This is a genomic window from Psychrobacter sp. CX18, assembly GCF_057396215.1.
Genome location: NZ_JBXYJH010000026.1, coordinates 1 through 8,732, shown reverse-complemented (window position 1 = coordinate 8,732; position 8,732 = coordinate 1). Strand labels below are relative to the sequence as shown.

Genomic DNA, 8,732 nt, shown 5'->3' with positions numbered 1-8,732 from the left:
TACCACCAACATAGGCGGTATCATCGCCAATATTCAAACTGATAGCGATGGCAACCAAAGCAATGGCACACTTAACTTCACCACCGAGACCTTAACGACCCAAGATATCACCAACACTGCTACCAATGAGCAGCGTAACCTAGGCGGAAGTATCGGCGTAGGTACAGGGAAACAAGATCAAAGCATTAACAACCTTGGCATACAAGTTGCCAATAATGCCAATGAGTTTGAAAGTAAAACGCTGGCGACCGTAGGCGAAGGTGTCATCGTCACCAGTGATTCGATAACTGGCAAAGATAGCCTAGCGGGTGTCAACCGTGATGCGCTCAATACCGAAATTATCATCAAAGATCAGCAAACCGCAGGGCTTGATGTCGATGCCAATATTGATGCGAGAGTGTTTACCAAGGCGGGTCGAGATGAGATTATCGATGAGCAGAAGGAGCTTGGGAAGAATGCTAAGAAAATTACAGCGATTACCGTCAGTGACGCTCTAAAAGCCCCGGCTATTATTGCTGCTATAACCGACGACGGCAATAAAAACCCTGACAATCAAAACAAATCAACCTTAGATAAAGCCAAAGATAACATTACAGTGATTAATAATATTAATCATACCGGCATGAGTGATGATACCGTTGAACTAAATGCCAAAATAGAGAGGATAGAAGATGGGAGTATAACTAATGAGATCGCTAAACAAGTTGAGCTTAACGAGCTAAAAGATAACTTCGCAAGAGGTACCGATGCAGAAGATGCGACAGTCTATATTAACCCTGACTTAACCGAGTCTCGAGGTGGGGCTGTAGGAACAGTAGTATTTGGTTCAGCCAATGAAACCACGGGTAAAGATATCTACCTTGACAGTGGTGCATTGAACACCAGTGATGGCGTAACTATTGCCAATGGGAACGTTGCCTCTATAGGCGATACCTATAGTAATGCAAATACTTTAACCGAAGAGATTACCCATAGTAATGGACAAGGCGAAGCGTCCGCCTCGACAATGGGCAATTTAGGTGAGATAGCTTATGATGTGGGTAAATGGGCGAATAGTGATGATATCGCTGAGGCGAAGGGCAGTATTGACACGACTGCGATTAATAATGCCAATACCGCTCAAGAGCAACAGGAGATGCTGGCTGCAAATAAGGAGCGGTTAGAGACTCAGCAGGAGGCTGGGGATGTGTTTGAGAATGAAAACATAATTCTACATGGTGGAGGGCCGGGTGATCCATCAGGGGTTGCTAATTTAGCGAAAACAATGTATCAACTAACTAATGGACAAATGGGAGAAATAAATTCACCAAATGTTTATTATGCTGGGTTTTATAGTAGTAGTCCCGTGGTTGGGGCAGTTAAAGCTGAAATGTTAGAACATACCTCTAATAGAGTAAAAGTTATAGCTGGTTTTAGTATGGGTGGGGATGCAGCCTTACTAGCAGGTGCACCACGTGGAGGCGGTAAATGGGATTATAGAGTAGTTGCAGGAGCTAGGGTAGATTATGATGATAGAGATTTTGTAGATCAGCTTAAATTAGCCTCGTATAACTCCAAAAGGGTTATAGTCGTTGCTATTAGAGGAGATAAAAACTTAGGAAATGACGGAGTTCTTAAAGGTGCAGGTAGGGCTTTTGGAGATAGATCCTATGAAGGAACTATACAAGCAATTAAACGAGATTATGATACCATGGAAAATTTTTATAAATTTAACCCAAATGTCATTATAGTTCCATCTACTGGGGCACATGGTGGTGGTGGAAATGCACCTCAAATGCAAGAGGCAATCAAAATTGGGAAGAAAGTACTAGATAACAGAGGTATTAAATGAAATTTCATACACTATTATACTTTTTGTCCTTACTGTGCCTATTAATTTATGCAATTGCATATAGCTTTGATTACATACATGCTGACCTCAGTTACCCTGGAGGGAAGGATGATGGAATGTCTTTAGTAGGTATGATTGTTTTCTTTCCATTATACGCCTTATTGGGAGGGATATTATTAATGAATTATGATTTCAGTTGGTTAGAACGAATACTCTACAGTTTTATAATTTCATTATTAATGTTTATTGCTATTAGTTTGTTAATAATTTTTAGACCTACTTTTTAGTTCTTGGTATATCTTTATATGAACTATATTTCTTATTGACTGCTCATTCCGTGGTGACATGGAAGTCATGACCATAAATGGCAATAAACCCATTGAACAAGTACAAATAGGCGACATGGTCTGTCACGTAATCAAATAACAGGACTAATGAGCTTTTGATGATGAGATGTTTGTTATTTTAAATTGGGGAGACCAACTTCTTTGTTTTAATAACCTTCCAGATTATATATCAAATGATGGCTATACACTTTCTAATATTGACTAAACGCTTTCGTAATAAGAAAGGCTGGGTTTTAAGCCCGGCTTTTCTTATTTTGATTAGCAAATTCATAAACTAACAAAAATACCGAAACCTTTGAAACCACAGAAGAGCACCCATTTTGGGTAGTGAGTGCAGGATGGCTACCTGCTAAGATGTTACAGGCAGGAATGACGCTTGTTAACCGTGACAATGAGCAAACGCTCAAAGTCGTAAGCCAAACCAAGCTGGATAAAACGGACACCGTATATAACTTTGAGGTAGATGAATTCCATACTTATCATATCGGTGAGTTTGGGGTTTGGGTTCATAATAGTTGTTATACATACCTTAAAAATACAGAGATTCCTACATTTACTGTAAACAGCACTCAGCTCGGTAGAAAATTAGGAAAGCATGTTCAAGATTTTGGGGGTGATGTTACTAAGAAAGCTGATAGAGATATGATCACTAAAAAAATTAACGATATTGGTAATAATCCTGATAAAGTTATTACTGGGACATTCTCTGGTCAAGGAGCAAATGGAGGTAGAGGGGATGTGCTATTTTTTATAAAGGGTAATGATGTCGTGGTTACTAAACCTAATGGTGAATTTGTTACTATATTAAAAGACGGAGTTACTTCAAATACTTCCGTCAAAACTGCAATAGCTGGGGCTAAATAGTATGTCTTTAATATCAAAACTTATTGGTAAAGAAATTACAAAAATCTGTGGTGAGGTATTTTTTGAAAGTATTGAGCTTATCGGAGAAAATTTTAAAGATATTGATATTTTAAGATTTAATATTTTCTTCAATGATCTGAATATTACATTAGAAGTGGATAGCGCCGGAGAAGGAATTATTTTAAGTCAAGACAAGCCATTGAAAAATGTAGATATGGAAGAATACGGTATTATTAGAATAAGAGATCTTACAAATTTTTTAAATTTGAAAGATTTCAAAAGTCTTAAAGTTACAAATATTCTTTACGTGATGTATAAGTCTATAATAGCTGGTTACGCTTTTGTATTTGATGATGAAATGCTTGTTATTTTAAATTGGGGAGACCAACTTCTTTGTTTTAAGAACATTCCAGATTATATATCAAATGATGGCTATACACTTTCTAATATTGACTAAACGCTTTAGTAATAAGAAAGGCTGGGCTTTAAGCCCAGCTTTTATTATTTTGATTAAACAATTTATAAACTAACAAAAATACCGAAATTTCCCATACGTAACCGAAGAGCATCCATTTTGGGTAGATGGTAGTGGTTGGAAATCAGCTTCTGCTTTAATTTCTGGAATGAAGCTTATTGATAGAAACAACAACCTTTTGACTGTTGTTAGCCAAAACTAACTAGATAAAACTGATACCGTATATAACTTTGAAGTACAAGACTTTAGCACCTATCATATTGGTGAGCTTGGTGTTTGGGTTCATTATGCGGATTGTTGTGATTTAAATTTTGACCAAACTAGTGCAGTAAGTGTAGTTGGTCCTCAAACTGGTACTGATGGAAAAGTTTATGAAGGCGGTGGTAATCAAGTAGTGCCTCTGGTTCCTAGTACGGAAAGACAAAATGTAATGGAACCAGTAGGAATTGCTATACCTTTACCAAAAAGTTAATGAGGATAGAACGATGGAGTTAAGTAATTGTGAAAAAAAAGCTTTAATTAAAGAGCTTGATATTGACTTTGAGTACATTGAAATTGAATACATTAAAAGTATTAGTTATTTAATTGTGTTCAATAAAGAGAAAGATGAGAAAAAAACTAATTTTGTAGCAAAAGTCTACGATATTAAAGGTAGTTATATACTTACAATACCGTTTCCACATGTAGTGTTATTCAATAAAAAATTAAATCTTATATATAGCTGGTATTGGGATATAAAAAATGGGATAAGAATTGTTTTTAATACTGATGATAGAGTTATAGACGACTTTTGGTATGAGTTTGACTTAATAAAAAGGTGTTATACTAATCATGGTAAAGCATATTGATATATTCATAAAGTAACACCGCAGGCAACGTAGGCTTAGGATTAAGCACCCAAAAGAGCGACTCTCAAAGTCTCAGCACCACCCAAACCAATACTAATCTTAATGTTGGTAGCCTAAATGGTCATGCCGATACCACCACCTTAAATGGCGGACGTATTGACATAAGTGGCGCAAGTGAAGGTAGCTATACCACAAATAAACTTCACATTGAAACCGTACAAAACACCACTGACAGCAGTAACAACAGCTCAGGAGCTAATATCGGTATCAATGCCAACATAGCCACAGGCACACCAAGACCGACAGGGGGCAGTCTAGGGGCTAATAAAGCAAAAGGCAGCTCACAAAGCAGCATAGCCAGTGAACAAAGCGGCATCATCGATAGAGGTAACAAGCAATCTATCACAGTAGGCGATACCACCAACATAGGCGGTATCATCGCCAATATTCAAACTGATAGCGATGGCAACCAAAGCAACGGCACACTTAACTTCACCACCGACACCTTAACGACCCAAGATATCACCAACACTGCTACCAATGAGCAGCTTAGTAAACAGAGCTTTCAGCCCAGCAGCTGTATATTCTAAAAACAATCCTAGCCAAATAGCTTATTACTATCTCCGAGACGACGAAGAAGTGTTAAACTAAAGTATCCTATCTAATAAACTTTTGTAAACGCACCACGTGTGGTCCTAACAAGCGGTTTAGCCTCGATTGCAGCGGTATACTGACGCAGACAATGGCGTAGTGAGCTTTGGCTGGCAGTGGTCGCTCGAATGTTGGAACACTGTCAGTCAATATAGCTCGCACGCCATTGATCAGTCAGATACAAGTGCAAAGCGAGAATGGCTACAAACTATGTATCGAATACACTGTACTTTTTGATAGGGAGTCATCTGGGCCGTTAAGGAATGGAGTATGATAATCAATTGACACCTTATCAGGTCTATAAATTGAACAACAATAGGTCGTTTGCAGTCCTTACGAGTATCGATACCCCTAAGCAACAGAACTAATTTTTTTAGTCTTTAAGTTGTTTATAATGAGACCTAAGCTCGTATATTTGCTTGGGTCTTTTTAGTTCTTATCCATATAAAAAATCAAACAAGTTAAAGGAGTCCTTTATGCAGACATCAGCTCATCACAATGCTCATCAACAAGGCATGAACCCTTATCTAAAATTCACACTGATGATACTTACCTCGACAATCGTGATGTATATCATGATGTACTTTAATACCTATGAATGGGATCATGTTTACTTTAGTGAAACCAGAGCCTACATGGCACTGTATATGGGTGCTGCAATGGCAATCATCATGCTGGCGTTTATGGGTAATATGTACAAAAAGACCAAATTAAATTTGGCTATCTATGGCATTAGTATCGTGCTATTTGCAATAGGACTTTGGGGAGTGCGTTCGCAAGCGACTGTCAATCAGGTGGATTGGATGAAGGCGATGATTCCGCATCATTCGATTGCTATATTGACCAGTAACCGAGCAGATATCGAAGACCCAAGAGTACAAGAGTTGGCAGATGGTATTATTGAAACTCAAAAGCGTGAGATTAAACAGATGCAACAGCTTATAGAGGAGCTTGAGTAACAGAAACTTAAGTCATGAAAATTAGGTCAAGACTTTCGACTTAAAATTTAATCTTAATTCAAACCCAAACACTCATAGTTTGGGTTTTTTTTGGAAGCGAGTAATTCTGTGGAAAGTTATTTTATACAGGCCCTAAGGTAGAAAGCTATTTTATTTAATCTTAGTAGGAAAATATTAGGAGGAAAAATCTGCAATAAATAATAATTTATAGTTGCTAATTTATTGCTATTTGTAAGCCTAAGTGTCTTATTATTAACCTGATGTAATTATTGGACTAATTTATTTAGTTTCCATCTTCAGTAAAATTAAATGATTGAAATTGCTTAAAAAATACGTATTATAGTAAGTATGGAAAAAACCCAACTTTAGTTTATGTCACTAATCTGATTATTTAAATTAAACAATGTTTTTAAGTTAAAAAGCATTTATCAACTAAACCTCTATAGCTATAGCAATCCATGGATATGGGTTTACTATTATCATAAATTTGCTACTTCTAATTAAATAACCTCAAATAATAAAAGAGACAATAATAATGACTTTTAAACGACTTGCCTTACCGGCTTTTATAGCCCTCGCTTCTTTAAATGGTTGTCAAACTTTTTCACAAAACCCATCTCCTCAAGATTCTCCAGAAAATGCATCATCAGTAGACAGTCAAAATGAAGTTGATTCTGGTACTCGGTCCGTTAATCAGGTTCATTGGGATAAGACAGGTGAACCATTTCAAATACCAAGTGTTAACCAACTGCAAGACAATCAAAGTCAAATCATCTTTTATAGACCCGTCACCCAATTTGATCAATCGACTGATTCTAATATTGATAAAGATTACCAAGATAGTGTCAATATAGGTATTAACAAGCGTTTTCATACAAGTTTGCAACCGGGTCAATTTTCGCATGTCATCGTTTGTAATGGTGAACAAATCTTAAGTACAGAGATTACCAACACCAAAACCAACTATTTAAATAATCCTATTTTTCGTACCTCGTTTGAACCCAAGCACACCTATTATTTTCAAGTCGATGTTGATCAAAACACGAATATGGCAACATTAACTGAAATGGATGAAAGTACTGCTGCCAACATTATTAAAAACTCGCCAGAACAAACCCATCAAATCAACCGCGTTATTGCTGACAGCTGTCCAGATATACGCCCTCAGCCTCAACCAGAAGTCACTCCAGAACCTGCAGAGCCAATTGTAGTTGATAAACCTATTAAGCTAGATGTGCTCTTCGATTTCGATAGTGCCCGTATTAGAGGTGGCTATCAATCGAAACTCCAAGCGGTTGCTGACTTTATGCAAAAATATCCTGACGTTCAAACAGAGCTTGAAGGTCACACCGATAGCTTAGGTGATGACAGCTATAACCAACAATTATCTCAAAGACGTGTTGATGCTGTTAAAAATGAGTTAGTAAATAGATATGGTATCGCCGCTGACCGAATCGATACTCGAGGTTATGGAGAAAGTCAACCAATCGACACCAATGACACAGAACAAGGAAGACAGAATAACCGCAGAGTTGTTGCCATTATCCATCATCAAAGTAACTAATTACTTACGACTAACTTTATAACCAAACACTAATCAAACACACCCTAATCCAGACAACAACCTTCTTAAATTAATGAGTAAAGATAAAATTATGAAAACTATTATTGTAAAAGTAAATAACGCTACCCAAACTGTTGCTGAGCATACCGTTGTTACTAAAGATGGTAAGCCTACCGTCATTAAAGCGGTTCAAAATGTTAACTATGAATTATTCGATCAGTCTATAGATCGTGCACCGACTCATATCGTGACAAAGCGTGTGGGCAAAGACTTACATGTATCTTTTGAAGATGAAGGTCAAGAAAGCGACTTAATTATCGAAGATTTCTATAATGATACAGATAGCGCATTAATTGGTATAGCCGAAAATGGTGAATATTACTATTATATTCCTGATTCAGGTGAAATTGCTGATTATGTTACTGAATTACAAGTAGGTGACCTTGAAGGTCAAGCACTAGGTGGGGAAGAGCAGGTAGCTCCTTGGTGGATAGGGGCCTCAGGAACCGAAGGATTTAATGCACTGCCTTGGTTAGTGGGTCTTGCAGGATTAGGTATCGTGGGTGCAGCTTTGGCAGGTAGTAGTGATGACAATGATAATGATAATACGCCTCCTGCTAAGGACACCACACCGCCTGCGACCCCAATCGTTGATGCCAATGACGACGGTTCAGTGACAGTCACCCCAGCGGATGATGCCACTAGCGCCACCATCTCTTACACCGACGAAGCGGGTAACCCACAAACCGTTGAACTAACCAAAGATCCTGCAACCGGAGAGTGGGCACCAGCGGATGGCAGCACCTTACCAGAAGGCGTCACCGTTGACCCAGCCACAGGGGAAACCAACCTACCTGCAGACGCTGTCAAAGATGGTACGCCAGTGAACGCGACCAACAGTGATGACGCCGGTAATGAATCGAGCGGCGAAGCCACCTCAGGTAGCGACACGCCAGTGGACACCACACCGCCTGCGACCCCAATCGTTGATGCCAATGACGACGGTTCAGTGGCAGTCACCCCAGCGGATGACGCCACTAGCGCCACCATCTCTTACACCGACGAGGCGGGTAACCCACAAACCGTTGAACTAACCAAAGATCCTGCAACCGGAGAGTGGGCACCAGCGGATGGCAGCACCTTACCAGCAGGCGTCACCGTTGACCCAGCCACAGGGGAAACCCGCCTACCTG

The 8,732-nt window shown here is 38.8% G+C and carries 9 protein-coding genes; 7 read left to right on the top strand and 2 right to left on the bottom strand.

Going from position 1 to position 8,732, the window contains the following annotated elements; all coding sequences use genetic code 11:
* The 4 genes from AC2SLT_RS12905 to AC2SLT_RS12890 all read left to right on the top strand — a co-directional run.
* On the top strand, positions 1-1,831 hold a 1,831-nt coding region (locus AC2SLT_RS12905; protein WP_486548058.1), incomplete at its 5' end, for a hypothetical protein.
* A gap of 674 nt (positions 1,832-2,505) precedes the next feature.
* Entirely contained in the window at positions 2,506-3,042 is a 537-nt protein-coding gene (locus AC2SLT_RS12900; protein ID WP_486548057.1) for a polymorphic toxin-type HINT domain-containing protein, read from the top strand.
* A 1-nt stretch (position 3,043) separates the two neighbouring features.
* A complete protein-coding gene (locus tag AC2SLT_RS12895; RefSeq protein ID WP_486548056.1) occupies positions 3,044-3,499 on the top strand; it encodes a hypothetical protein in 456 nt (151 codons plus the stop codon).
* Between the two features lie 503 nt (positions 3,500-4,002).
* Entirely contained in the window at positions 4,003-4,365 is a 363-nt protein-coding gene (locus tag AC2SLT_RS12890) for a hypothetical protein (protein ID WP_486548055.1), read from the top strand.
* 202 nt (positions 4,366-4,567) lie between these two features.
* Here the strand turns inward: AC2SLT_RS12890 and AC2SLT_RS12885 are convergent, their stop codons facing one another.
* Together AC2SLT_RS12885 and AC2SLT_RS12880 are read right to left on the bottom strand one after the other, a co-directional pair.
* The gene (locus tag AC2SLT_RS12885) at positions 4,568-4,720 is read right to left on the bottom strand and encodes a hypothetical protein (RefSeq protein ID WP_486548054.1); all 153 of its coding nucleotides are present in this window, start codon (positions 4,718-4,720) and stop codon (positions 4,568-4,570) included.
* Complete coding sequence (locus tag AC2SLT_RS12880) at positions 4,707-4,838, bottom strand: hypothetical protein (RefSeq protein ID WP_486548053.1); 132 nt, start codon at positions 4,836-4,838, stop codon at positions 4,707-4,709. The genes AC2SLT_RS12885 and AC2SLT_RS12880 overlap by 14 nt, the downstream gene beginning before the upstream one ends.
* A 654-nt stretch (positions 4,839-5,492) precedes the next feature.
* On the opposite strand from AC2SLT_RS12880, the gene AC2SLT_RS12875 reads away from it, so the two are divergent.
* The 3 genes from AC2SLT_RS12875 to AC2SLT_RS12865 form a co-directional block, all read left to right on the top strand.
* Positions 5,493-5,975: a DUF305 domain-containing protein gene (locus AC2SLT_RS12875; RefSeq protein ID WP_486548052.1), complete on the top strand. Its 483-nt coding sequence runs from the start codon at positions 5,493-5,495 to the stop codon at positions 5,973-5,975.
* Positions 5,976-6,510: 535 nt separating this feature from the next.
* Complete coding sequence (locus tag AC2SLT_RS12870) at positions 6,511-7,539, top strand: OmpA family protein (RefSeq protein WP_486548051.1); 1,029 nt, start codon at positions 6,511-6,513, stop codon at positions 7,537-7,539.
* Between the two features lie 91 nt (positions 7,540-7,630).
* Positions 7,631-8,732: hypothetical protein (locus AC2SLT_RS12865; RefSeq protein WP_486548050.1), on the top strand; the 1,102-nt coding region annotated here is incomplete at its 3' end.